14 protein-coding genes are annotated in these 25,191 nt (G+C 59.7%); 11 read left to right on the top strand and 3 right to left on the bottom strand.

From position 1 onward, the window contains the following. Positions 1 to 8: 8 nt before the first annotated feature. From EMQ_RS08855 to EMQ_RS08840, 4 genes are all read left to right on the top strand, one after another. Positions 9 to 1,421: an NAD(P)/FAD-dependent oxidoreductase gene (locus tag EMQ_RS08855; protein ID WP_010667074.1), complete on the top strand. Its 1,413-nt coding sequence runs from the start codon at positions 9 to 11 to the stop codon at positions 1,419 to 1,421. Beyond that, the gene (locus EMQ_RS08850; protein ID WP_010667075.1) at positions 1,414 to 2,613 is read left to right on the top strand and encodes an NAD(P)/FAD-dependent oxidoreductase; all 1,200 of its coding nucleotides are present in this window, start codon (positions 1,414 to 1,416) and stop codon (positions 2,611 to 2,613) included. The genes EMQ_RS08855 and EMQ_RS08850 overlap by 8 nt, the downstream gene beginning before the upstream one ends. Beyond that, entirely contained in the window at positions 2,610 to 4,049 is a 1,440-nt protein-coding gene (locus EMQ_RS08845; protein WP_018308154.1) for an FGGY family carbohydrate kinase, read from the top strand. The genes EMQ_RS08850 and EMQ_RS08845 overlap by 4 nt, the downstream gene beginning before the upstream one ends. A 99-nt stretch (positions 4,050 to 4,148) precedes the next feature. Then, positions 4,149 to 5,684: an amino acid permease gene (locus tag EMQ_RS08840; RefSeq protein WP_010667883.1), complete on the top strand. Its 1,536-nt coding sequence runs from the start codon at positions 4,149 to 4,151 to the stop codon at positions 5,682 to 5,684. 192 nt (positions 5,685 to 5,876) lie between these two features. Here the strand turns inward: EMQ_RS08840 and EMQ_RS08835 are convergent, their stop codons facing one another. Continuing rightward, positions 5,877 to 8,108 carry a multicopper oxidase family protein gene (locus EMQ_RS08835; RefSeq protein ID WP_231367967.1) on the bottom strand — a complete coding sequence of 744 codons (2,232 nt, stop codon included), beginning with the start codon at positions 8,106 to 8,108 and terminating at the stop codon, positions 5,877 to 5,879. A 263-nt stretch (positions 8,109 to 8,371) separates the two neighbouring features. Continuing rightward, positions 8,372 to 11,887, bottom strand: coding sequence for a methionine synthase (metH, locus tag EMQ_RS08830; RefSeq protein WP_031941590.1), 3,516 nt, complete (start codon positions 11,885 to 11,887; stop codon positions 8,372 to 8,374). Between the two features lie 245 nt (positions 11,888 to 12,132). Between metH and EMQ_RS08825 the strand changes: the two genes are divergently transcribed. The 7 genes from EMQ_RS08825 (at position 12,133) to EMQ_RS08795 (ending at position 24,451) form a co-directional block, all read left to right on the top strand. After that, positions 12,133 to 12,579, top strand: a complete 447-nt coding sequence (locus EMQ_RS08825; protein WP_010668338.1) for a hypothetical protein — start codon at positions 12,133 to 12,135, stop codon at positions 12,577 to 12,579. A gap of 324 nt (positions 12,580 to 12,903) precedes the next feature. Continuing rightward, positions 12,904 to 15,027 (top strand): peptidase domain-containing ABC transporter, encoded by a 2,124-nt coding sequence (locus EMQ_RS08820; RefSeq protein WP_231368051.1) that lies wholly within the window; start codon positions 12,904 to 12,906, stop codon positions 15,025 to 15,027. Between the two features lie 3 nt (positions 15,028 to 15,030). Further along, positions 15,031 to 16,479: an HlyD family type I secretion periplasmic adaptor subunit gene (locus EMQ_RS08815; RefSeq protein WP_010668340.1), complete on the top strand. Its 1,449-nt coding sequence runs from the start codon at positions 15,031 to 15,033 to the stop codon at positions 16,477 to 16,479. Between the two features lie 161 nt (positions 16,480 to 16,640). After that, entirely contained in the window at positions 16,641 to 18,473 is a 1,833-nt protein-coding gene (locus tag EMQ_RS08810) for a tetratricopeptide repeat protein (RefSeq protein WP_010668341.1), read from the top strand. A 60-nt stretch (positions 18,474 to 18,533) separates the two neighbouring features. Further along, a complete protein-coding gene (locus EMQ_RS08805) occupies positions 18,534 to 21,677 on the top strand; it encodes a glycosyltransferase (protein WP_010668342.1) in 3,144 nt (1,047 codons plus the stop codon). A gap of 110 nt (positions 21,678 to 21,787) precedes the next feature. Beyond that, the gene (locus EMQ_RS08800) at positions 21,788 to 22,909 is read left to right on the top strand and encodes a hypothetical protein (RefSeq protein ID WP_010668343.1); all 1,122 of its coding nucleotides are present in this window, start codon (positions 21,788 to 21,790) and stop codon (positions 22,907 to 22,909) included. A 165-nt stretch (positions 22,910 to 23,074) separates the two neighbouring features. Then, complete coding sequence (locus EMQ_RS08795; RefSeq protein ID WP_018308155.1) at positions 23,075 to 24,451, top strand: glycosyltransferase family 4 protein; 1,377 nt, start codon at positions 23,075 to 23,077, stop codon at positions 24,449 to 24,451. Between the two features lie 272 nt (positions 24,452 to 24,723). On the opposite strand, the gene trxA is transcribed toward EMQ_RS08795, so the two are convergent. Beyond that, positions 24,724 to 25,050, bottom strand: a complete 327-nt coding sequence (gene trxA, locus EMQ_RS08790; RefSeq protein ID WP_010667480.1) for a thioredoxin TrxA — start codon at positions 25,048 to 25,050, stop codon at positions 24,724 to 24,726. Between the last annotated feature and the right edge of the window lie 141 nt (positions 25,051 to 25,191).

Genomic DNA, 25,191 nt, shown 5'->3' with positions numbered 1-25,191 from the left:
ACAGGTGTATGACGGAGACAATGGCTGGTGACAGCCTTTATGACATAGCGATCATCGGCGGAGGTGTTGTCGGTTGCGCTGTCTTCCGCGCCTGCGTGCTGGCTGGCGCGCGCACCGTGTTACTGGAAAAGGGAGGCGATCTGCTGGAAGGTGCGAGTAAGGCCAACAGCGCCATTCTCCACACAGGTTTCGACGCCACGCCTGACACGCTGGAAGCTACCTGCGTGCAGCGAGGATACGCCCTATATCGTGAAATCTGTGCCGACATGAACCTGTCCGTGGTGCAAACCGGCGCCATGGTTGTCGCCTGGACAGATGAAGATCTCTCGCAGTTTCCGAAAATCATCGACAAGGCGGCACGCAACGGCGTGACAGTGAGGCTTCTGGATGCACGAGAGGCGAGGGAGCGGGAACCCGAACTGGCAGGCGATGTGCGCGGCGCGGTGCTGGTCGAGGGCGAGCACCTGATCGATCCATGGTCCGCGCCCATGGCCTATGCGCGGCAGGCGATCCTCAACGGCGGCACGCTGTTGCGGCGGGCACGGGTTGAAGGCGGCATGCGACAGGATGGCGTCTGGCATCTGGATATCGCGGGTAAACCAGCCGTTCAGGCCCGTACGGTCATCAACTGCGCCGGGAATTATGGCGATCTGGTTGAGGCCATTGCACGACCCTCGCCGTTCCAGATCACGCCCCGTAAGGGTCAGTTCGTGGTCTTCGACAAGACGGCTCATGATCTCTTTCGCACGATCATCCTGCCGGTGCCGACGGCTCTCACGAAGGGCGTGGTCGTCACGCGTACGGTGTTCGGGAACGTTCTTGTCGGGCCGACCGCCGAGCCACAGCAGGAACGCGAATTTCCGACGGTCGATCACGATAATCTTGAAACGCTTCGTAAAGCCGCTTTCCGGATCATCCCGGCCCTGCGCGAGCATGATGTTACGACCACCTATGCGGGCCTGCGCCCTGCCACGCAGTTCAGCGACTATCAGATCGAAGCCCTGAAAACCGAAGGCTGGATCACCGTAGGCGGTATCCGTTCGACCGGCCTGACTGGCGCGCTGGGGATCGCCGAGCATGTTGTGACGCTGTATCGCGATACCTTCGCGGACCCTGCGCCGCTGAAGAATGTGGCTCTGCCGCAGATGCCCAATCTGGTGGAGGAACGGCCGCGTCCATGGATGCAGCCGGAGCGCGGGCCAATCGCCTGCCACTGTGAACGTGTCACGGAGAAGGAGATCGAGACCGCGCTGAAGGACGAGGTGCTTCCGGCCGGAACACTGGGTGGCCTGCGACGCCGGACACGCTGCATGATGGGTCGCTGTCAGGGTTTTTACTGCACACGTCGGGTTATGGAATTTGCGGAGGCGTATCTGCCGGGACTGGTCACGCCGATCGGGGAAGGGCATCGCGATGTATGATGTACTCATCGTCGGGGCTGGACCTGCAGGTCTCAGCGCAGCCCGTGTCCTGAAGCGGGCGGGGGTCGGGAAGATTGCCGTGCTGGAGCGTACGCGTGAGCCGGGCGGCCTGCCGCGTTATTGCGGACATCTGGGGTTCGGCATGCTGGACTTCGGTCGGATGTGGAAAGGGCCGCGCTACGCCCGCGCGCTGACGGAGGCGGCAGGCGTGCCGATCCTCACCGATACGACCGTAACGGGTATCGGACCCGGTGGGGTCGTGCATCTGTCCACGGAGCGTGGGCTGGAAACATGGCAGGCGCGAACCATTCTGCTGGCGACCGGCACGCGGGAGACCCCGCGTGGGCCACGGCTTGTCTCCGGCACGCGGCCCTGGGGCGTGACCACAACCGGCGCGTTTCAGGAAATGGTGATGAAGGGCCTGCGTCCGTTCCAGAATCCGGTCATCATCGGCAGTGAGCTGGTGTCGTTTTCCGCCCTGATGACGGCGCGGCACGGGCAGGTGAACCCTGTCGCCATGATCGAGGAAAACGTACGCATCACCGCCCAGCGTCCGGCAGATGTTCTGGCGGCGATGGTGTACGGCACGCCCATTCTTCTGAACACGAAGCTCGTTTCGATCCTTGGTGGCGACAGGGTTGAGGGCGTGGAAATCGAGCAGGATGGCGAGCGGCGGACGCTGGCCTGCGATGGTGTGGTGTTCACAGGAAAATTTGTGCCGGATGCCATTCTGGCCCGCACGTCCGGCCTTGCGCTGGATGGCGGTACGCGTGGCCCGGCGATTGATTCGACCTTCCGCACCCAGGACCCGCAGGTCTTCGCAGCGGGCAATGTGTTGCGGGCCGTTGAGCATTCGGGACAGGCTGCTCTGGAAGGACGCGCCGCCGCAAGGATGATCCTGCGGGCGCTGGAGGGAAGACTGCCAAGCCTCGGTTCCGCCGTGCCGGTGGCATGTGGACAAGGAGTGGCCAGCGTCTGGCCGCAGCGTCTCCATGCCGCGCCACGGGGCAGGATCGTTCTGCATGCGCGGATGGAAACACCGCAGCGGGGTGTGCTTCGCCTGTCGGATGAGCACGGCCGCACGGTGGCGCGTCGGCGTGTAAGCGTTCTCCCCGAGCGTCGTGTGGAACTGGCTGTTCCCGCTGCTGTGCTGACGGGCGTGTCCGCACTCCGGCTGGAGGTGGAGCAATGAAAAGCTGCCTCGCCATTGATCAGGGGACGACCGGCACCAAGGCCTATCGGGTCTGGAGCGACGGACGGATGGAACTGGTGGGGCGACGCTCGCACCAGCAGTTCCTGCCTGCACCGGGACTGGTCGAGCATGATGCGGAAGAGATCCTGCGTCACATTGAGGAACTGATCGCCGAGGCCGGGCCGATTGATGCCCTGGCTCTGGCCAATCAGGGTGAGACCGTTGTGGCGTGGGATGCCGAGACCGGCGCGCCCATTGGTCCCGCCATCGTGTGGCAGGACACCCGCACCGCCGATGTCGTGGCGCGCATGAAAGAGGAGGGACTGGAGCCCGAGATCAAAGCGCGATCAGGTCTGCCGCTGGACTGTTATTTCTCGGCCTCCCGGCTGCGCTGGTATCTGGACCATGTACCGCAGGCTCGTCGCCTGCGGGAACAGGGACGATTGCGTTTCGGCACCAGCGACGCTTTCTTTCTCGATCGCCTGTGCGGTGTCTTTGCTACGGACGTCTCCACAGCCTCGCGCACGTCGCTGATGAATCTGCGGACGTGTGAATGGGATGAGAGCCTCTGCCGTCTGTTTGACGTTCCCATGGACTGCCTGCCGTCCATCCGGCCTACTGTTGGCGATTTCGGGCTGCTGCGTGACCGGAAAGTGCCTGTCCGGGTCAGTGCCGTGGATCAGCAGGCGGCCCTGTATGGGCACGGGCTCCAGCATCCCGGTGATGTGAAGATCACGTTCGGCACGGGTGCTTTTGCTCTGGCGCTGGGAGGCGAGGGATCATGCGAAGGTGGTGAAGGCGGTGTGCTTCCCACCGTGGCATGGCAGTTTGCGGAGCAGCCGACCGTCTACGCGCTGGAAGGTGGCATCCTGACGGCAGGGGCGGCGGTGAACTGGATGGAAAGTCTCGGTCCGGATTTCTCCTGTGCGGATGAGGGAGCATTGGAAGCTGCGCAAGCGGCAGAGAAGGGTGTTTTCTTTCTGCCGGCGTTGCAGGGGCTTGGCTGCCCATGGTGGCAAAGAGACGCGCGTGGCAGTTGGGTTGGGCTTGGGCTGGATACACGTCCGGCGGACATGGCCCGCGCCGTTCTGGAAGGCATTGCGTTTCGTTCCGTTCAGCTTGTGAAGACTTTTGCTGCGGCAACCGGTCAGGTTGCTAAACGGATTTCTGTTGATGGTGGCTTGGTCAGTAATCGCTGGTTCATCCAGTTTCTGGCGGACTGTCTGGATGCGACAGTGCATGTGCCGGAGCAGGTCGATGTGACGGCGGTGGGGCTGGGACGTTTCTGGCTGGATGACGAGGCCACTCAGCCAGCGCAGGCGAACGAGGCTGGCTGGCGCGTGGTCGAACCCCGTCCGAATGGAGCCGAAAGGCGCTGGCAGGATGCCTTTGATTGCATGACCCGGCAGGCGATCGAGCGCTGTGCAAAAAGCTGATTGCATCATTGCGATATCGTCATGATAATGCGGTAATCAGGGTCATCATGCCCCGACGACGGCCAGCATGCCGGGACATGAACAGCAGAGGATCTCTCAATGGAGACCAACAACCATAGTGACGAGGACGCTGGCGTACTCGCCTCCATGGGTTATGCCCAGGAACTTTCACGAAGCATGAAGGGCTTCTCCAACTTCGCCATTTCCTTTTCCATCATCTGTATTCTCGCTGGCGGCATCACCTCGTTCCAGCTCGGTTTCTCATCGCTCGGCGGCTTTGGTGTCGCCGTGGGCTGGATTGTGGGAACGATATTCGCCACCATCGTCGCCTGTTCCATGGGCCAGATTGCTTCGGCCTACCCGACCGCGGGCGGTCTGTATCACTGGTCATCCATCCTTGGGGGGCGTGGCTGGGGATGGGCCACGGCGTGGGTAAACCTGCTCGGCCTGATCTTCGTGCTGGCCTCGGTGAATGTCGGCGCCTACACCCTGTTCACGCAGCTGATCTTGGGCAATATTTTCGGTGTGGATATCTCGGGCTGGGGCTACGGGCACCAGATCGTGGGTGTTTCCCTGATTGCGGCCTCACAGGCGCTGTTCAATCATGTCGGCATCAGGATCACGAAAATCCTGACGGATTTCTCCGGTTATCTGATCCTGTTCGCAGCCGTGCTGCTGACCATCATGATGCTCTATTGCGCACCGGGCTTTCACTGGGAGCGGCTGCTCACCATCGTGAACAACACGGGTGCTGCGGGTGGCGACGTCTTCCCTCATTCCGACAGCCTGATCTATGCGTTCTGCCTGTCGCTGATTCTTCCGGCCTATACCATCACAGGCTTTGACGCCTCGGCTCATGTGGCGGAAGAGACGATCGACGCACGTAATGTCGTGCCGCGTGGCATGATTAACGCTGTCATGATCTCGGGTCTGTTCGGTTTCATCATGGTGTGCTCCTTCGTGCTCGCCATGCCTGACCCGACGGCGTCCGCTTCTCAGGGCGGCGATGTGTTCTTCAACCTGCTTGCACAGCTTCCCGTGCCGAGCTGGCTGCGCAGTCTGATGTATGTGATGATTGTCGTCGCCAACTATCTGTGCGCGCTGGCAGGCATGACCTCCACCTCCCGCATGGTGTTCGCTTTTGGTCGTGACGGCGGACTGCCGGGCTCCAAGCTGTGGCGTTATGTCAGCCCGACCTATCGCACGCCGGTTCCGGCCATCTGGCTGGTGGCGTTCCTGTCCTGCGCTGTGACGCTCTACTCTTCCGCCTTCGCGGCATTGGCGGCAGGTTGCGCCATCTTCCTGTATGTCTCCTACGCCATGCCGATCGGAGCGGGAATTCTGGCGCAGCGTAAGCGCGATGTGATGACGGGGCCGTTCCGTCTGGGCGCACTGTCCACGCCGTTTGCGATCGTTACGGTTCTGGGCTCGCTGGTGCTGGTCTGGATCGGTATCCAGCCGCCCAACGACATTCTGATCAGCTACGTGGTGGGTATTGTTGTCGTGCTGCTGGCCGGGTGGTTCCTCGTCGAGAAGAAGCGTTTCAAAGGGCCCCCGCTGGGTGGTCTGGCGCCCACAGCGACAGACAGCATGCTGGAGGAAGAGATTACCGAGGAACTGAGCGCCAGAACCTGAGTTCTTCTTTTCCCCGTTTTTGCGGAGACGGTTTCTGGATTCGGTCAGTCTTTTTCGTCTGACCGAATGACCAGAGAACCGTCTGGTCCTGTGGTGTGAAAGACACTGATGCGTAGTCCGCCATTGTCGTGGTTTGCCGGGTAAAACATGGGAGGATCGGTTGCCACCGATCCTCCCTGATTCGAGGCGTTCTTACATTGCTCCGGAGTGTTCTGGCTCCATGGCGGACATGTCTGCTCCAGACATGGAACTCATCTGGTTCTGCTGATCCCCATCAATCGACACATAAGTCATCATGCCCTGATCCTCATGATCAAGAATGTGGCAATGCAGCATGGCGTCACCGGTAAAATCCTCGTAGCGCGTGCGCACGACTGTTGTGAAACCGGGTTTCACAAAGAGTGAATCCCGAAAGACGTGATACTGATCACAGAATTCCGGACTGTAATCCGCGTCATCTGCGTCGCTGTCATTCTTCAGGCGATATTTCAGCTTGCAACGCCCACCCGACATGAAGATCGATTCATCGGTATTGTCGTCGATGATATCCATGATCTCCACCGGATTGACGTGGATGTGGAAGACGTGCTGCCCGGCGGCGGTGCCAGTTCCCATGGTGCGAGCGCCGATCCGCCATTCATCCACGTCCCCAAGATGCACATGGTAAATATGGGTTGGGTCCATGCTGAATGGTAACGCGCTGGTGCCATCGACCGTCACCAGTTCATTCTGGACAAGGCCGATCATGCCGTTGATGCTTGTGTCCGGCATGGCCTGACCCGGCGGCAGCACGGCGCCGGAGACCAGCGGCATCGTCAGGGAGCCAAAGAAGGCCGTGGGATGGTGGGTTATGGAAAGGTCGGAAAGATCCTGCCCCGGCATCATGCCTTCCGGAAAATAGGCGAAATCGGACAGATCGAAACGGGCGAGGCGAGCCCGCACAAAAACAGGCAGTCCTTCTGATCCTTCCTGAAGCAGGCGGCGAATCTGCGTTGTCTCGCTCTGCTGCTCCACATGGGGCGTGTCGTTATCCTCAACAGATACCGCGGCAATCACGGATGGAGATTTGCCCTGCGGGCGAGATCTGCGAGGGATGACCGTGTTCAAAGTGTCGCCGCCTTGATCGATGACGCAGTAAAGGCCGGGCTGGCGGAAAGTCACCAGCGCATCGCTGCGCTGACCGGGATAAAGATAATTGATGTCCTTGCGAGAGATATTCTGACGGGTCAGACCGTCAGCAGCGATTTCATACTGTCCCACGGTTTCTCCGTCGCAGGTCATTTCTGAACTGGACTGTCGGGCATAACGGGGAAGCCGCAGATGTTTCTCGCTGTCTCCAGAAAGTGCTTTCACGATCTGGATGTTAAGCGTGTCATGCACGCCACCGGCAATCATCCGCCACCGTTCGACCTCGCCTGCTCTGACATGCAGGACAGGCTGCGTCTCGCCGTTTACAAGAGTGTAGCGTCCGGAGAGCATCCACGCATCCCGACTGGTACCATCTGCATTTTTACGACTACTGATGAACTGGTTGCGGAAGTTCTCGACACCGCCTTCTGTGCCTTTCGGACAGGTCCAGCTTCCTGTCGTGCTGTCCTGAAGCAGGGTGCTGTGTGTTGCATCACTAAAGCAGCCATACGGAATCTGCTCGAACAGCATGATACGTTCGGCAATCGGTGTTCCGGAACGATCATGAAGGATCGTGTCGATGTCCACGACATCGTCATTTCGGGCGCGATCACCATAACGGCGGCGTCCGCGAACAATCAGCGCGCCTTCTTCACCGCTCGCCACACCGATCGACGTCGCGCCGTGTTGATGCGCGTGATACCAGAATGTGCCGGCTGCATGTGTCGCAGGGATCGCGTAACGATAATCCCATGTGCCACCAGCGGGCATCACGGTATGCATGACATTGTCCGCATGACCTTCCGGTGAGACGTGCATGCCGTGAAGATGCAGGTTCTGTCGGTTGAAACATGCTGGAGTGTTCAGCGTTTTTGGGCAGTCTGAGGCTGGATCAACAGGAAGATTGTTCTGAAGATTGATCTTTAGTTCATCGCCGGGGGAAACCACGATTGTCGGTGCGGCGAGGCAGCCGTTATAGGAGCGCAACCTCACCAGATCGTTTTCATTTTCCTGTGGATTCCAGATGTGATTGTGCGAATAGGCCAGTGTCAGATCAGCCGTGACTGTCGTGCCGGAACGCCTGACCGTGTTGGCTCCGCAGGTCGACTGTATTTCCCGCAGATGCGATGACCAGAAACCCGGATGTGATGGTTCCTTGAAAGCGTGGTTGAAAGCAGGAAAATCCCGGTCTTTTACTTCAGGAAACATGGTCTGCGCGTGAATGGACGCAGACGGGAAACAGAGGAGGACGGAACCGGTCAGCACCCCTGCACAGTAGAGTTTTTGCAACGACATGAGAAACCCGCAGCGATTTCATCACCTTGATAGTTAAAGGTGATTTCCGGAAGCGGGTTTAAATCCATCGTTTGTGACGCGGAGTGACAGTTCGATGATGTTCTGATGACAGGGCTGTTCCGCATGGCCGTTTATTGAAAGACCATGCGTAAAACATTGGGAAAAATATCAGAAACTTTTTGATGAAACTTTTTTCAAAAAGGCGACGCCCAAAAACTTTTACTATTTATCCGCGGCTTTCAGGAAAAAGCTGGACGAAACACTCACACCGTGAAGTATTTCGCCCGCGGATTCAGAATCACCAGCGCCGAAGTCGATTGCTCCGGGTGCAGCTGATAGCCGTCCGACAGCGACACACCGATCTTCTCCGCATCCAGCAGCTTCAGGATCGGTTCCTGATCTTCCAGACGCGGGCAGGCAGGATAGCCGAACGAATAGCGCGAGCCGCGATAGCCCTGCGACAGAAGCTTGTCCATATCGCGGTCATCCTCACCAGAGAAGCCGAGTTCGGCGCGGATACGCTTGTGCGTGTATTCCGCCATCGCCTCGGCCACCTCGACAGACAGGCCGTGCAGATAGAGGTAGTCCTGATAACGGTTTTCCTCGAACCACTCGCGGGCCATGTCGGAGGCTTTCTGCCCGACCGTCACCACCTGCAACCCGATCACGTCACGTTCGGCGTCATCCACATCACGCACGAAATCGGCGATGCACTCACCATCCTCACGCGGCTGGCGTGGCATGGTGAAGCGGGCCACTTCGGTCTGCCCGTCTTCTGCGAACAGGATCAGGTCGTTCCCCTGTCCGGCCGCCTTCCAGTAACCGTAAGCAGCACGCGGCTTGAGAATGTCCTCCGCTTCGCACAGCGTCAGCATCCGGCGGAGCACGGGACGCAGTTCCTGACGCGCCCATGTGAGGAAATCCTCCAGCGTGCGGCCCTGCTTCTTGAAGCCCCACTGGAACTGATAGAGTGAACGCTCATTCAGGAACGGCAGCACGGCGTTGGTCTCGGCCTCGACCACGCGTGGTCCCCAGAACGGTGGCTTGATGACCGGCTCATCCTTTGTGATCCGATGACGACGCGCCTGCGCGGCGGCCACATCCACCGGCCTGAACCCGCGCTCCTCAGCGGCTTCCGGAGTGCGCGGCGTAGCGCGCTTCGCCTTGCCTTCACGCCGCTTGGCGATGGCGGCAGCGTAATCATCGAACTTGCCCTGTGCGACCACATCCATCAGCGAGAGCCCGTCGAACGCATCGCGGGCATAGGCCACACGACCATGCGTGCCATAGGCGGCGGCGCAGTCGTCCTCGACATAGTTGCGGGTCAGCGCCGCGCCCCCGAGAATGACCGGGAGATCAATCCCCTGCCGGTCGATCTCCTGAAGATTCTCGCGCATAATGACTGTGGACTTCACCAGCAGACCTGACATGCCGATCGCATCGGCCTTCTCGGCGCGGGCGGATTCGATCATGTCCGCCACCGGCACCTTGATGCCGAGATTGACCACCCGGTAGCCGTTGTTGGTCAGGATGATGTCCACGAGATTCTTGCCAATATCGTGCACATCGCCCTTCACGGTCGCCAGCACGATCGTGCCACGCGCCTGTCCTTCGACACGTTCCATATGCGGCTCAAGCCACGCGACCGCCGCCTTCATCGTCTCGGCGGACTGAAGCACGAACGGAAGCTGCATCTTGCCGGAGCCGAACAGTTCGCCCACCACCTTCATGCCATCCAGCAGCACGTTGTTGATGATGTCGATCGGCGGCATCTCCTTCATGGCTTCCTCAAGGTCGGCCTCAAGCCCCTTGCGGTCACCATCGACAATGCGGTCCTTCAGACGCTCCGGCGCGGTCTCGGCCTTCGCCTTCTTGGCGACATCCGCCGCCTTCCGCCCTTCGAAGAGCGACAGGAACTTCTGGAGCGGATCGTAGTCCTCCGAGCGACGGTCGAAGATCAGGTCTTCCGCGACCTTCACTTCCTCGGCGGGAATCAGGTGCAGCGGCCGGATCTTGGACACATGCACGATCGCGCCCGTCATGCCCGCCTTCACGGCATGGTCGAGGAACACTGAGTTCAGCACCGCGCGCGCCGCCGGGTTCAGACCGAAGGAGATGTTCGACAGACCAAGGATGATCTGAATGTCCGGAAACTTCTCCCGGATCATGCGGATGCCTTCCAGCGTCCACTGACCCAGCTTGCGGTCATCTTCCACGCCGGTCGCGATGGTGAAGGTCAGCGGGTCGATCAGCAGGTCCGACTGCGGCAGGCCGTACTGGTCACACGCAAACTCCACCAGCCGCGTGGCGATGCGGAGCTTGTCCTCCGCCGTTTTCGCCATACCGACCTCGTCGATGGTCAGTGCCACCACCGCCGCACCGAACTTGCGGGCCAGCTTCATGCGGTCGTGGGCGATCGCCTCGCCATCCTCGAAATTGATCGAGTTGATGATAGGCTTGCCGCCATGCAGCTTCAGCGCCGATTCGATGACCGGCGTTTCCGTGGAGTCGATCACCAGCGGCGCGTTCACCGAAGAGGTGAAGCGGCGGATGACCTCGTCCATCTCCGCCTTCTCGTCACGTCCGACGAAAGCCGTGCAGACGTCCAGCGAGTTGGAGCCTTCCGCTACCTGCTCACGCCCGACGGCGACGCAGCCATCCCAGTCATGCGCTTCCTGAAGCTCGCGCCACTTCTTCGACCCGTTGGCGTTGCAGCGCTCGCCGATGGAGAAATAGGCGTTTTCCTGACGCAGCGGCGTCTGGCTGTAGAGGCTGGCGACAGACGGTACCCATGTCGGATTGCGCTTCGTCGGCGCCGGGCGATGCTTTCCGGACGGCGCGCGGCTCCGCAGCATGGCGTCGAGGGCAGCGATATGCGGCGTGGATGTGCCACAGCACCCGCCGATCATGTTCAGTCCGTCTTCAATGATGAAGCGCTCCATCCACAGCGCCATCTCTTCCGGGCTGAGCGGATAATGCGTCTGGCCGTTGACCAGTTCCGGCAGGCCAGCGTTCGGTAGCACGGAAATCAGGCGCGGCCAGTTCTCGGCCAGCCAGCGGACATGCTCGGCCATCTCCTGCGGACCTGTGGCGCAGTTCAGGCCGATCAGATCCACGTCGAGGCTTTCCACCACCGTCGCGGCGGCGGCAATGTCCGGACCGACCAGCAGCGTGCCGGTGGTCTCGACCGTGACCTGCACGAAGATCGGCGTGTTCACGCCCATTTCGGCGCGGGCGATCTTCATGCCGTTGACGGCCGCCTTGATCTGGAGCGTGTCCTGGCAGGTCTCGATCAGGAAGGCGTCGACACCACCTTCGATCAGCCCGCGCCCCTGCTCGGCGAGACCGGCTTCCAGCGTGTCGTAATCAATGTTGCCGAGTGACGGCAGCTTGGTGCCGGGGCCGATGGAGCCGAGCACATAGCGATGACGCCCGTCATCGAACTGGTCGGCGGCCTCGCGGGCCAGCGTGCCGGCAATACGGTTGATCTCGCGGGCGCGGTCCTGAAGATCGAACTCCGACAGCGTGATGGGCGAGCCGCCAAAGCTGTTGGTCTCCACCATGTCCGCCCCGGCCTCGAAGTAGCCGCGATGGATTTCGCGCACCAGTTCCGGACGGGAGAGGTTGAGAATCTCGGTGCAGTTCTCCTGCCCCCAGTAGTCCCGCTCGGTTTCGAGGTCGAGCGCCTGCACGCGCGATCCCATGCCGCCGTCACACAGCAACACCTGTTCCTGCAGGGCTTCGAGCAGCGGGGGACGGGAAGAGCTTGAGGAGGTCATGTATGGACTACCGGATATTCGGGGAAAGTAACCCGCGTGATACGGGAGAGGACGGCGGTTATTCCAGAGGGGGCCTGTCCTGTCCAGAGAAACGACCATCCGGTGGGACAGACCGCTTCCGCCTGTGACAAAAATCGGACAGGACATTGTCCTGTCTGCATCGAAATCGGAGAGCATTTGTAACGGAGAGCGGAATACCCTACATTTTGAACGACTGTTTTATCTTATGACAGAATGATCCGCTCTTGATTCCCCTGACCATCACCAGTCCTGCCGAATCTGCGTTGTGGACAGCGGAGCGCCGTCGCACGGCTTTTCTTCTCGATACGACGGGAGAGAAACTGTCTGAAGACGGCTGGGCGCAGATTGAGCGGCTTGCTTCCGGACCTCTTCCGGTTTTCGGAGCACCGGTCAAAAAAACGGCTTTTTCTCCAGTGATGGCCGATGTAGCGGGGCGAGGGACTGCATCGGGGGAAACGCAGCGTCATGACAGCTCATGCGTCTGTTGCGTGGGGCGGCCGGTGCTGGTTGACCGACTGTTGTCCCTCATTCAGGAACGTGCACGAGGGCATTGTACATTCTTTCGCCACATTGCTCTCGTTGTCTCCCCCGATCAGCGGCAGGCCGTCGCCGAAGAACTGAAAGCCAGCCCGTTTCTGGCAAACATGTTCAGTCCTGAGGCGGAACGGTAACCAAAAATCATTCTTTCATGCGGTAACACGACTTCAATGACTTTAGTGGAACAATGCTATTTAATTTCCGGAAGCAAAATTTCCGGGAGACAGGACAACATCCGCACGGCATATCGAGGGCAGCGGTCACACGTTTTGTGTGGTAGAGGCCGTTCAGCGTTTCCTGCACAGTGAAACGCGGGCACGTTTTATAGAGGACGATCTGTGGCTTCAGTCGATAACGCGAACGGCACACCCAATCCCCAGACCAACAGACCGGCGCCTTCCATTATCCGGTTGCAAGCCACCATCGCCGCAGCCCGCTTTCACGGTCTTGAACTGGATATGCGGGATTTTGCCGGTGAACCGGGTGAAAGCAGCCCGTCTCCGGCAACGCTGGTCCGCTGGCTGACCGATCAGGGCGCCGTGGCGAAGGGGATGAACATCAAGTGGCGATATCTCGTCAAGATGAGCAACTCGCCACCGATCGTCCTGATGTTCCGTGACGGCTCCGCGGCCCTGATGGTGAATGCCGATGCCGCCCGCGGAATCGTCTGGCTGCGTGACCCGATGGCCGGGGAGGGCGTTGCACCCGTGCCGGTCGACGAGATGCGGCTCAATCAGGTCTGGACCGGCGACATCCTTCTGATCAAGCGCCGGAAGGACCAGTCGGAAGCCGATGCGCCGATCAATGCGGCGTGGCTCGCCAAGATGGTGCTGCGCGAGAAGAAGTCGCTGCGTGATATCGCCATCGCCTCGATGACGCTCAGCATCCTGCAGATATTCCCGCCGCTCATCGTCATGCAGGTCATTGACCGCGTGGTGAACAACCGCTCCATGGCGACGCTGGTCTCGATCACCGCCATCGTGCTGGTTCTGTCATTCTATGAAGTCCTGCTGTCCTACGGCCGGCGCGAGCTGACCCTCGTCCTGACGACACGTATCGACACCCGGATCTCGCTGCATCTGTTCAACCGTCTGCTGGCGCTGCCCCTTGAGTTCTTCGAGCGTGAGCAGGCCGGTAATGTCATCGGTCGCGTCATGGCCATCTACAAGGTCCGTGACTTCATGACCGGCCGTCTCATGTCGACCTTCCTCGACATGTTCACGCTGGTCGTCATCCTGCCGTTCCTGTTCTATCTGAGCTCGACGCTGGCCTGGATGACCATTGCGGCTTCCGGCCTCATCGGCCTGCTGGTTGTCGTCTTCATGGGGCCGGTAGGCCGTCAGATCGGCAAGCTCATCAAGGCGGAGATGAAGCGCGCCGGCGTGATGTATGAAACCGTCGCCGGCATCCGCACCATCAAGACCCTCGCCCTTGAGACGTCCCGCAAGGAAGAGTGGGATGAGTGCACGGCCGGCGTGGTGCAGGCCAAGCTGGATGTCGGACGTATGTCCAACTGGCCGACCAGCCTCAGCATGCCGCTGGAAATGTTCATCAACCGTGGCGTGATCCTTGTCGGCGCCTATCTGGTGCTGACAGACGCGGCTTCCGTGGGCGCGGGCGCGCTCGTCGCCTTCATGATGCTCGGTGGTCGTGTCGCATCCCCGCTGACGAACCTCGCCAAGCTGCTCGATGACCTGAACGAGGTGACCGCTTCGCTTGGCGAAGCGGGCACCGTGCTGAACCAGCCGACAGAGACCAAGGCCCTGACCACCGGCATGCGTCCGCGGATCAAGGGGGCGCTGTCCTTTATTGATGTGAACTTCGTTTATCCGGGTTCCACGGCAAAGGCGCTGAACGATGTCAGCTTCGAGATTCCGGCCGGAACGATGCTGGGACTGGTCGGTCGCTCGGGGTCTGGTAAATCGACCATCACCCGTCTTCTTCAGGGCGTCAGCCGGACCTATACCGGTTACCTGAAGCTGGATGGCGTCGATCTGCGTGAAATCAACCTGACCCATCTCCGGCGATCGTTCGGCGTGGTGCTTCAGGACAACTTCCTGTTCCGGGGCACGATCCGTGACAACATCACGGCAGGTCGTCCTGGTCTGACCATTGATGACGTCGTGCGCGCCGCCCGCCTTGCTGGCGCGGAAGAGTTCATCGAGCGTATGCCTGCGGGATATGATACCTGGATTGAGGAAGGCTCGACCAACATTTCCGGTGGTCAGCGTCAGCGCCTAGCCATCGCCCGCGCCGTGATCTGCGATCCGAAGCTGATGATTCTCGACGAGGCGACCTCGGCGCTCGATCCCGAGAGTGAGGCGCTGGTGAACGCCAATCTGGAGCGGATCGGCAAGGGGCGTACGATGGTGATCGTCTCTCACCGTCTGTCCTCGCTGGTGAACTGTGACATGATTCTGGTCATGGATCGCGGGCGCGTGGTTGATATTGCCCCCCATGAGATTCTTCTCGAGCGCTGCACGATTTACCGGACGCTCTGGATGCAGCAGAACCGCCACACGGAAGGGCGATCCGGTCCCAGTGCCCCCGCCGATGCTCCGCTGATCGCGGAAGGAGAGTGACCGATGACCCAGCAGGACGTTGTGCCCGCCTCCGGTGATGAAGAGAAATCTTCGGACTTCCTTCCGGAAGCGACAGATCCTTTTGCCCCGAATGACCTGCCTCCGGCGCTGCTTGAATTTCATTCACCCAGTGCTGCGCTGGTCAACATGCCGCCCACGGCGACCGCTCAGTACATCACCTGGCTGATTGGCGGTCTTACGCTCGCCAGTGTGGTCGTCATGAGCGTCTTCCCGCTCAATCGCGTGGTGACGACGCCCGGCAAGATCGTCTCGACCCAGCAGACCCTCGTGGTCCAGCCGCTGGAAACATCGATCATCCGCAGCATCGACGTGCATGAGGGGGACTTTGTTCACAAAGGGCAGGTGCTTTCCCATCTCGACCCGACCATCAGCGACGCTGATATCGAGAACATGCTGGCCCTGAACCAGAGCTATTCCGCCGAGGTGGATCGTCTGAGCGCGGAAGCGGAAGGCCGTGATTACGTGCCCGATCCGGGCAACCCGGCGACAACGCAGGAGGCGGCGACCTTCCTGCGCCGCAAGGCCGAGTTCGACGCGAAGGTAAATAATTACCAGGAACAGATCGCTTCGCAGACCAGTGATCTTCAGGGTTTTCTGGCCAATGCCGCCATGTACGGCGCCAAGGCCAAAGTCGCCCGTGATGTTCACACCATGCGTCTGCGTCTGCAGCAGGATCAGGTTGGCAGCCGTCTCTCCACACTGGGCGCGCAGAGCGAACTGATGGAGAATGAGCGGTCGCAGATTGGCGCGCAGCAGCAGGCCGCCAGCGCCCGCAGCAAGATTCGCGCACTGGTTTCCGAGCGGCAGAACTATATCGAGACGTGGAAAGCCCAGATCTATCACGATCTCAGCGATGGGCAGCGCCATCTCTCCGAGGCGGAAAGCAATTATCGTAAGGCCAAGCTGCGCAAAAGCATGACGACGCTGGTGGCCGGTGAGGACTCTATTGTCCTGACGATCGCAAGGCTGTCGATCGGCTCGGTCATTACCACCGGTAATGAGCTCATGACTCTGGTGCCGGTTGGCAGCGGTCTGGAAGTTGAGGCGCATCTCAATGGTTCGGAGGCGGGCTTTGTGCAGCTGGGCGACAAGGCCCTGCTGAAATTCGCGACCTTCCCCTTCGCCCAGTATGGCGGCGCCGAAGCCACCGTGCGCGAAATCAGTGCGGACTCCTTCAGTGCGCAGGGCGGCGGTGCTGGCGGTGGCGGTGGGTCAGCTTCACAGTCTTCGGACCCGAGTGCTGCACAGCAGGCCTATTACCGTGTGCGTCTGCGTGTGGATCGTTATACACTTCATGGCGTGCCGTCCTTCTTCCATCCGCATCCGGGTATGCCTGTGACAGCGGACATTCAGGTGGGCAAGCGTACCGTGATGCAGTTCCTGCTCAACAGCATCCTGCCTCTGGTCACCGATGGTATGCGAGAACCATAACGGATTTCATGTCTTTGTTTCCCTGCTCCGGTCGTCTCACCGCTCACGACCGGAGCCTGTCTATCCGGAGCGGCCTTATCTGACAGTCTGCGCAGGCTGTCATACATGATGATCATCCTGCGGTATTCTGCCGATCCAGCCATGCCCGGGGAGGACTGCTCTTGAGTCTGCTTTCACGCCTGTTTACCCGCCGCTCACCCGAGAAGCGGCTTCAGTACGGCCTCCAGCTTATTGAAGCTGAGGATTTCGCGGGGGGCTTTGCCGAAATCAGCGCTGCTGCCCAGACCGGTATGCCGGAGGCGCAGTTCCGTCTCGCCCGTCTTTATCTCGACGGTATCGGCATTCCGCGTGATCTGGTGGAAGGTGGCCGGTGGCTCCGCAGGGCTGCGGAAGCCGAGTGGATCGAGGCGCAGTTCGTTCTGGCGACACTGTATCTGGTCGGTCTGCCGGAAGCCGTCGAAAGCGATTCCTTCAATCTGACGGATGTCGCACAGAATGTGACGGGTCAGCCCAACTTTCATCGGGCTGCGCATTGGTCAAAACTGGCGGCAGACGCCGAGAATCCGGATGCTCAGGCTCTCTACGGCTATGTGCTGAACGCAGGACCGGAGGATCTGCGTAATCCTGAGGAATCCCTCGTCTGGTACGAGCGGGCGGCCAAGGGCGGCAGTCCACAAGGATATCTCGGCCTCGGCCTGGCAGGACTGCATTCAGCCCGGTCTGATGCGGAGCTGGCCAAGGCGATAGAGCATCTCAAGATTGCGGCCGACGCCAATGTCGGTTCGGCTCTCTATCTTATGGGTATCGCCTATGAGCGCGGTGCGGGCGCGCCTCACGATCCGGTTGCCGCCACCGAGTGTTACGGTAAGGCGGCCGCCCACAATGTCCGTTCGGCGCAGGCCCGTTATGGACTGGCCCTTCTTGAAGGGCGCGGCATTGAGAAGGATATTTCGAAAGGCGAGACGTGGCTGCGCAAGGCGGCACTCGCCGGGGACACGGAAGCCTGCGCCCTGCTGGGTGACATCCATGCACGCGGAGTCGATCTGTCGCCCAATTATCTTGAAGCCGCGAACTGGTACCGCCGCGCCGCAGACGGCGGTCATGCTGCCTCTGCCCGCGCACTCGGGATGCTGTATCTCACAGGCGCAGGCGTCACCCGTGATGAGGACGAGGCGACGAAGTGGTTCCGCTACGCTTCCGAAAAGGGAGACGCCGCCAGTTCCGCCGATCTGGGCAATCTGCTTCTGATGGGGGGCGGCACAGCCGAGGACAGGCTGGCGACCAAGGCCCTGTATGAAAAAGCGGCGCATTCGGGTGATCTGATCGCTGCCTTCAATTTCGGCGTCTGTCTCGCTGAGGGCGTTGGCACGGAACGGGATGAAGAGCAGGCGGCGCACTGGATGCGCAAGGCGGCTGATGGCATCATCAACGCGCAGTACTGGTACGGTCGGATGCTGATCGACGGACGTGGTGTGCCAGCCAATCCCGAAGAGGGACGCGAATGGATTCGCAAGGCGGCTGTCGAAGGCATGGTGGACGCCGAACATCATTACGCGCAGCTTCTGGTCGCGGGAGAGGGTGGTCCTGCGGATCATGCGGAAGCGTTCATCATGTTCGAACGCGCAGCAAAGCAGGGAAATGCCAACAGCATGTTTGCGCTGGGCGCCATGCTGGGCGGTGGGCATGATGTTCCCGAAGACCGGCAGCTGGCTTTTGGATGGTTCCGTCAGGCCGCCGAACGCGGGCATGTTGGTGCGCAGCTGATGATGGGCCGTTATCTCACGCGTGGCCTTGCCGGAGAGCCCGACATGGAGGAAGGGCTTGTCTGGTATCGCAAGGCCGAGGCCGCCGGACTGGCGCAGGCCAGTGCGGACATGGCGCAGCTGAAATTTCCCTTGCGGGAGGCGAAGCCGGAAGAAGACAGCAGCGTTGAAAAACCTGCCGCTTCCACAGATGAGGTCCGGCCCGCAGACTCTCATCCGGCCGTTGGTTAGGGATCGTTGGCCAGACGTTCGACAGCCCGAGGCCGTTCCCGATCCTCTTCCGGAACGGCAGTGGCGGAAGCTCTGAGCGCAGAGATTGCAGATGACAACGATTCGGCCATAGCGGGCCTCATAACGCCGCAGGATCGGGAAAACTGGGAAAAATGGGCCTGTGAGCAGGCCCAGAATTCGTTCGATAATGGGGAAGCCTGCTGGAAGGCAGGGGATACCGTCGGCGCACTCGGGTGGTTGGAACGTGCTCACCGGATGACGTCCGACAGTCCGAATGTGATGCTGCTTCTCGCCGTGGTCCGACAGGCCTGCGGAAATGGCGTCGGAGCGATCGCTCTTCTTGAAACACTGACAGCCCGCCATGACGTGGCCCGACTCTGGTGCATGCTCGCGGCCACCTGTCTCAGGCAGGGACAGACGGAAGCGGCGGTCGGTGCATTGAGGCGGGCGCTTTCGCGTCATGTCTGCACAGAAGACATGGCGCTTCTGGCTGATCGGATCATGACGGCGGCGGGCTGTCCCGGCTGGTGTGGGCTGGATGATCAGGGCGCGATCAGGATAGGCGGTGACATCAGCCGTTTGCCTGTGGCTGATGCGGATCATCGTCCAGCCCGGCGTAAAAAGCGGCTCTCTCCGGTATCTGACCGATTGACTGTCCTCGTTGATGGTGAGGTCTGTTCTGTCCTGCGGGACGAAACAGGCCTGCTGCATCCAGACACTCCGGATGATTTCTGGAGCACGGACCGTCTGGAAGTTCTGTGGGATGGTTATCCGCTTCCGGGTAGCCCGCTTTATCCTTCCGTGGCCATGCGGGTCGAAGGACTGGTTGAAGCGGCGGATGAGGGCGTGGTCGGATGGGTATGGCATCCAGCCAATCCGGATCGAGCCCCTTCGCTGCGGGTTCTTGAAGCCTCCACAGACCGTGAGATTATGAGCTTTACGGCGGAAGAGCTTTCGCCGGACGCCAACTCCGATATTCCCTTGTCCCGCTTTCGGCAGATTGCTCTGTCAGGTGAGGAACTGGCTGCGGGCTCGATTCGAATTGTTGATGAAACAGGAAGGGATCTGACAGGCAGTCCGCTCGAGCCGGGGCGTGTATCCCCAACGTCCAGAAGCAAAAAACAGGTCTCTCGTAAGAAGTCGCGTTCGACGCCAGTCTCGACAAAAAACCGAAGCTCCAGTGCCGCTGTGCTGATTGTCATTCCGGTCTATCGCGACGTGGCAGGCACAAAGGCCTGTCTTGAAAGCGTGCTGGCGTCGCTACCGGTCGCATCCCGTAATAGCCCCCGTGTTCTGGTCATCAATGATGCATCGCCGGAGCCGGAGATGGCGCTGATGCTGCGTCGTTTTGCGAAAGACTCACGAGTCTCCGTGAAAGACAATGCGATCAATCTTGGGTTTGTCGCGACGGCCAATCTGGGTCTGGAGGCGGCCCTGTCCGGTCAGGCTCGCGCTCGTGATATCGTGCTGCTGAACAGCGACACGCTTGTCGCCGGTGACTGGCTTGAAGAGTTGCAGACGGTTGCCTGGAGTGCGCCTGAGATCGGCACGGTCACGCCGCTGTCGAACGATGCGACCATTCTGTCCTATCCGAATGTGGTCGAGACAAACCCGACACCCACGCTCGACCAGACGGCCATTTTGATGAAGCTGGCCCGCTCCGCCAACAAGGGCGTGGCCATCGATATTCCGACGGGGCATGGGTTCTGCCTTTATATCCGTCACGACTGTCTGGAACAGATAGGCCTGTTGCGAGCCGATCTGTTTGCGCAGGGCTATGGTGAGGAAAATGATTTCTGCCTGCGCGCCTCTCAGGCGGGATGGCGGAATGTCGCGGCTCCCGGAGCGTATGTTGCGCATGTGGGGTCGGTCTCGTTTGGGGCCACCCGCACCGGCCTGCTCCGGCGCAATCTGACCCTGCTCAATCGGATGTATCCCGATTACAACGCGCAGATCGCCGGGCATGTGGCTGCCGATCCGTTGTTCGAGGCGCGACGAAAGATTGATCTTCTGCGCTGGCGTCGGGCGACGCGTCTGTATTCCCGGGAAAATTCTTCCGGTGAGACATGCCCGGTCGTGCTGATGGTGACGCATGATTATGGCGGCGGTGTCGAACGTGTGGTGCGTCAGCGTGCGGCCATGTTGAAAGCAAGCGGGATTCGTCCCGTGCTGATCCGTCCGGTCAAAAGGGGCTGTCGCATTGAGGGCGGAGTGGACGAAGACGATATTCTGTCCGCTTCCTTTCCGAATCTGCGTTTCAGTCTGCCGACCGAATGGCCACGCCTGCTTCGCCTGCTGACGGCAGATCTAGTCGATCATATCGAATGGCACCATGCCAGTGGCCATCACATGGCCATGCGGGAAATCGCATCCGTGCTTGGTGTTCCCTATGATGTGTATGTGCATGACTATATCTGGTTCTGCCCCCGTATCTCTCTTGTAGGCAGGACGCGTCGTTACTGTGGCGAACCGGATGTTGCCACCTGCGAGACATGCGTGGCGACGCTGGGCCGGAGTGTGGATGACGATATGCCGGTTGCCGATTATGTCTTGCGGTCGGCCAGGGAACTGGCAGCGGCGCGGTCCGTGATCGTTCCCTCCGACGATACAGCTCAGCGGATGCGTCGTCATTTCCCCGCGCTTGAGCCGATTATTGCCCCGCTTGAGGATGACCGTCCTGATCTGTCGCTGGCGCAGTACTGTCGACTTCTTCCTTCATCGTCCTCTCAGTGCTCCATCATGGGTCTGCCGCGCACGCCCGGTCGCTTCCGGGTCTGCGTGGTCGGGGCGATCGGGAAGGAAAAAGGCTATGATGTCCTGCTGGCTGCGGCCCGTGAAGCCCGTGAGCAGGGGCGGCCAATAGAATATGTGATTGTCGGGCATACGCCTGACGACGCGACCCTTATGGAAACCGGCCATGTCTACGTCACAGGCAGTTATCGTGAAGAGGAAGCGACCGCGCTGATTCGGGCGCAGTTGCCGGATTATGGACTTATTCCGTCGATATGGCCTGAAACATGGTGTTTCGCTCTGGGCGTGACATGGCGGGCGGGCCTGAATGCTGCGGCTTTCGATCTTGGAGCTGTTGCAGACCGGATACGGACAACAGGAAGAGGCCACATCCTGCCGCTTGGTATATCGGCAGAGCAGTTTAACGTGATATTGATTTCTCTCTGTCAGCACTCAGTCGAAAGGCCATCGTGAAGAGTTCTATTCAAACACAGATCAATTGCCACCTTGTCTGTCTGCTTTAGTGGGCAGAATATCCCCGGAATAGCTGAAACCTTATTCAGAACAACCTACGGAACGAATTTATGTCCCAGAGTGGTCAGTCCCAGAATCAGAATCGTGTCATCGACCTGAAGGTGTCAGGACACCTGATGACCCTTGATCGGGGATTATTCTGTGTTTTCCATGTGCCGTCCCAGGAGCCGCCCAGCCCGCGCGGCCTTCCCGGTGTTCGTCTCACCCAGCCGCCACTTGTGAACGGCGCCGTCACAATTTCGACCTTTGACGATACAGGCTGGCTCGGCGGTCAGAATAATGCTGCCCTGATCCGCGTCATGCAGGGGCCGGCGCAGGTTCTGGTGACGATTTATCAGGAGGCCGGCAGTCCGCACGAAGCACCGCGTCTTCAGGTTGTTCGCCTCAGCGATGCTGCGGGGGCGCCGGTTGCCGCCGCCCCTCAGGGGCAGGGCGCGGTCGCCAATATTCCTTCTCCGGCACCGACGGGTGTCGCGGCGGCTCCGGGGCAGCAGTTCGAAGTCGGCGCGCACATCCAGCGTCGGGGTGATGTCGGCGTCATGCTTGGTGAATGGATGGGCAAGCCCGGCAGCCGTTTCTGGATCGAGGGTTTCGGTATCTCTCCCGGCAAGCTGATTGCGCCCGAAGACATCGAATATCAGGCCGTTCTTGGTAAAGGCTGGCTTTCACCCTGGACGGAAGGCGGCAAATACTGTGGCAGCCGCGGCATGGCGCTGCCAATTCTTGGCCTGCGCGTGAGACTGAAGGGTGATGCTGCAGAGGAGTATCTCTGCGAATTGGAGGCTACCTTCACGGACGGCACTGAAATTGGTCCGGTCGGTGAAGATGAGACGGCTGAATCTGATAGTCTGGCGCCGCTGGAAGCTTTCCGGGTCACGATCATTCCGCGTGACCCGGCTGTAGCCGCCGCCCGACGGGAAGCCGAAGCACTGGAAGAGGTTCTTGAGGAAGATCTTGCCCTTCTTGAGGAAGAGGAAGAAGTTGCTCCGGTCAGGAAACCTGCGAAGCTCGGGCGTCCTGCTACCAGGCCTTCAGTAAAGCCGGCAGTAAAAGTAGCTGCGTCCGCTGCGGTCTCTTCGGGAAAAGCGCCCAAAACACAGCAGGCGAAAACGACAAAATCTCCGTCAAAGTCGGCAAAGGCGTCAACGTCGCCTAAATCACGCCGCCGTTGATGCTATCTGTATGTGAGGAGAGGGGTTTCTGCTCCTCACATACACTTGCCATGGTTTTCGGCATGAGGTCAGATTTGATTTCAGGATCTCCTGTACACAAATTCCGGTAACGTCGGCCGCTATCAGGAACCGATCGCCGACATTTTTCGTAAATGGATATGTGTCTTGAAATTTCTTTTTATTCACCAGAATTTTCCCGGACAGTTCCTGCACATTGTCCGTCATTTGATCCAGTCGGGCGCTCATGAAGTCGTCTTCATCAGTGAGAGCAACGAGAACGTCATTTCTGGCGTGCGCCGCGTTATCTATCGGAAGCCGGTCGATCCGCCAGAAGCGACCCATTCCGGCGCCCGTGAATTCGCCCTGGCTCTGAGCCGGGCCGACGCAGTGGCGCAGGCAGCCTCGACATTGAAGGATCTGGGCTTCATTCCCGATATCATCATTGGCCATCACGGCTGGGGTGAGCTTCTCAACCTGCAGGATATTTTCCCGACTTCTCCAATTCTCGGATATTTCGAATTTTTCTATCATTCCGATGGGTTTGATGTGGGCTTCGATCCTGAGTTTCCGACAGTACCAGACATGCTGCCACGCATCCGGGCGAAGAATGCCGTCAATCTGGTGGCACTGAACAATCCCGGCTGGGGCCAGACGCCGACCCTGTTTCAGCGCAGTACCTACCCGTCGTGGGCGCTCGACAAGATTTCCGTCTTGCGTGAAGGCGTCGATCTCGATCTGTGCTGCCCTGATCCCAAGGCTGCCCGGCATACGCTGCACGTCAAGGACGTGACGATTTCTCCCAAGGACCGTCTGGTCACTTATGTCGCCAGAGATCTGGAGCCTTATCGTGGTTTCCATGTTTTCATGCGGTCGCTGCCGCGCATTCTGAAGGAATGCCCCAAGGCCCGTGTCGTCCTGGTCGGTGGCGACAGTGTCAGTTACGGTGCCCGGCTGGCGCATACGACCTGGCGGCAATACATGCTTTCCGAACTTCAGGGGCAGATTGATCTCGATCGTGTCCACTTTGTCGGCAAGGTTGCTTATGATGAATTCCGTGCTCTGCTGAAACGCTCTGACGCGCACGTCTATCTGACCTATCCGTTTGTTGCGTCCTGGTCTTTGCGGGAGGCCATGGCAATGGGCTGCGCGATTGTAGGCAGCGACACGGATCCCGTTCGTGAATTCATTGAAGATGGAAGCACGGGTCTGCTTGCCCCATTCCTGCAGCCGCAGAAGATCGCTGATGCTGTCCTGACGTTGCTGGACAACAGCAAGCAGGCAAAAATTTTGCGGGAAGGCGCGCGTGCTCAGGCAGAAGCGACGCTGTGTCTTAATGACTATCTTATGCGTTATGAGGATCTGATTGAGCAGGTCAGTGGACTTTCACCCTCTGCCGAAGCTGCGCCCTCTATCCGTAAGCGTGGCTCACGCAAGCCGACCCAACAGAGTGCAGCGGCTTCCAGAAAAACCAGATCAGGTAACGCTGCCGCAAAAACGACTTCGTCAGTAAAGCCGCGTTCCAGGACGTTGTTGCCTACCTGAGGCGGTAATTGCCTCGGCTGTTGTGCGGAATCGTCTGTAAATACAGGTATGATTGCGTTCAGGAGCGGGCCTGAATCTTACAGGGAAATAAAAGCCTCGTTAAAACCGACATGTTGGAAATGGTTGGTTCTGGGGTAGACGCCGGCAGAAAATCTTTTGCTGAATGTGTATGCGCCGAAAGATCAGCCAAGGGCTAGAAATTTAAGTAAGTCCTTGTATTTGATGAAAATTCCTGAAAAAGCCGGAGAGAAACTCCCCGGCTGATATGAGGGTCAGATCAGTCCCTTGACCCAGTCTTTCAGCTGGCTCTTGGGGAGCGCGCCGACTTTTGTTTCCACCGGCTTGCCGTCCTTGAACAGGATCAGGGTCGGGATACCGCGAACACCAAACGTGTTTGGCGTCAGAGGGTTCTCGTCGATGTTGACCTTGGCCACCTTCAGCTGACCTTTGAACTCTGCTCCGATTTCATCCAGTGCCGGTGCGATCATCTTGCAGGGACCACACCATTCTGCCCAGAAATCGACCAGAACCGGCCCGGAAGCCTTCAGAACATCGGTCTCGAAGGTGGTGTCGCTGACCGCAACGGTGTTTTCGCTCATGTACGTTGTCCTTGGTAATAGGTGTGTCTGAACAGTTGGGGGGAGTTGGCGTCAGGTCAAGCCCCCTCTTTCGGGGGAATGATCGGTTTCGCTGGTACATTCTCTGCTGGAACGGCTGTTTCGTGCGGCCTTGCTCCAAAA

The organism is Acetobacter aceti NBRC 14818 (assembly GCF_000193495.2).
Lineage (GTDB): Bacteria > Pseudomonadota > Alphaproteobacteria > Acetobacterales > Acetobacteraceae > Acetobacter > Acetobacter aceti.
Note: the sequence above shows the minus strand (reverse complement) of the source record. Positions and strands in the feature narration are given on the sequence as shown.

Coding starts and splice junctions, on each gene's coding strand:
- trxA (WP_010667480.1), bottom strand. CDS start 25,050: ATGAGCGAAAACACCGTTGCGGTCAGCGACACCACCTTCGAGACCGAT.
- EMQ_RS08835 (WP_231367967.1), bottom strand. CDS start 8,108: ATGTCGTTGCAAAAACTCTACTGTGCAGGGGTGCTGACCGGTTCCGTC.
- EMQ_RS08815 (WP_010668340.1), top strand. CDS start 15,031: ATGACCCAGCAGGACGTTGTGCCCGCCTCCGGTGATGAAGAGAAATCT.
- EMQ_RS08840 (WP_010667883.1), top strand. CDS start 4,149: ATGGAGACCAACAACCATAGTGACGAGGACGCTGGCGTACTCGCCTCC.
- EMQ_RS08850 (WP_010667075.1), top strand. CDS start 1,414: ATGTATGATGTACTCATCGTCGGGGCTGGACCTGCAGGTCTCAGCGCA.
- EMQ_RS08800 (WP_010668343.1), top strand. CDS start 21,788: ATGTCCCAGAGTGGTCAGTCCCAGAATCAGAATCGTGTCATCGACCTG.
- EMQ_RS08845 (WP_018308154.1), top strand. CDS start 2,610: ATGAAAAGCTGCCTCGCCATTGATCAGGGGACGACCGGCACCAAGGCC.
- EMQ_RS08820 (WP_231368051.1), top strand. CDS start 12,904: ATGCGGGATTTTGCCGGTGAACCGGGTGAAAGCAGCCCGTCTCCGGCA.
- metH (WP_031941590.1), bottom strand. CDS start 11,887: ATGACCTCCTCAAGCTCTTCCCGTCCCCCGCTGCTCGAAGCCCTGCAG.
- EMQ_RS08855 (WP_010667074.1), top strand. CDS start 9: ATGACGGAGACAATGGCTGGTGACAGCCTTTATGACATAGCGATCATC.